At 63.1% G+C, this 962-nt stretch carries 2 protein-coding genes; both read left to right on the top strand.

Annotated features, from left to right (window positions below; translation table 11 throughout):
- Positions 1-54 precede the first annotated feature (54 nt).
- Complete coding sequence (locus FXB41_RS40045; protein WP_007593706.1) at positions 55-372, top strand: transposase; 318 nt, start codon at positions 55-57, stop codon at positions 370-372.
- A partial coding sequence (locus tag FXB41_RS40040) for an IS3 family transposase (RefSeq protein ID WP_219685674.1) occupies positions 369-962 on the top strand: 594 nt, incomplete at its 3' end. The genes FXB41_RS40045 and FXB41_RS40040, both read left to right, overlap by 4 nt.

Genomic DNA, 962 nt, shown 5'->3' with positions numbered 1-962 from the left:
TGAGCCTCCCCTAAATCGGTGGACACCTATAGCTTAGACAGCAAGAGGTGTCAGATGACGAAACGGCAGCGACGTTCTTATTCGGACGAGTACAAGCGGCAGGCAGTTGATCTGGTTTTGTCGAGCGGCCGCTCGGCGAAGTCGGTATCGAAGGAGCTCGGGCTTGACGGCTCCGTGCTGAGCCGATGGGTGGCGGAGCAGGGCACGGCGAGAGCCGGCGGCAGCGCCGTGGCGCCCACATCGCAAGCGGCGGTGCCGTCGGCGGACCAAGCTGACGTGATTGCGCGGTTGCAGCGGGAAAACGAACAGCTGCGCTTGGAGCGCGACATTTTAAAAAAGTCGATCGCGATCTTTGCTGGACCCCGGACATGAGGTTCCGTTTTATCGAGGATCGCCGCACGGACTATCCGGTCAAGGTCATGTGCCGTGTGCTCGGCGTCTCGCCCGCGGGCTACTATGCCTGGCGGTCGCGCCCGGAAAGCCTCCGGGCCTTGGCTAACCGAGCGCTGCTGGAAGGCATCCAGCGGGTTCATCGCGATAGCCATGGCCGCTATGGCAGCCCGCGCATTCATGTCGAACTCAAAGCCCAGGGACATCATGCAAGCCGTGGCCGGATCGAGCGGCAGATGCGCCATCATGGCATTCGAGCCATCTCGGCCGGGCCGCGACGATGCCGCACCACCGACAGCGGGCATGGCTTCCCGATCGCGCCGAACCTGCTCGGCCGGAACTTCTCGGCCGCCATGCGCAATCAGGTCTGGCTCGCTGACATCACCTTTGTCTGGACCGACCAGGGCTGGTTGTATCTGGCGGCCGTCATGGATCTGTACAGCCGCCGTATCGTGGGCTGGGCCATGGACGACCATCTGCGCGCAGAACTGCCGCTCGCCGCATTACGAATGGCGATCAAGGCGCAAAGACCAGGTCCCGGGCTGATCCATCATTCCGATCGCGGCACACAA

This window comes from Bradyrhizobium canariense (assembly GCF_019402665.1).
Classification (GTDB): domain Bacteria; phylum Pseudomonadota; class Alphaproteobacteria; order Rhizobiales; family Xanthobacteraceae; genus Bradyrhizobium; species Bradyrhizobium canariense.
The sequence above is the reverse complement of the archived record's forward strand: the minus strand, read 5'-3'. Positions and strand labels throughout refer to the sequence as shown.

Bases quoted from the DNA above. Each gene is read 5' to 3' on its own strand.
- FXB41_RS40045 (WP_007593706.1), top strand. From the start codon at position 55: ATGACGAAACGGCAGCGACGTTCTTATTCGGACGAGTACAAGCGGCAG.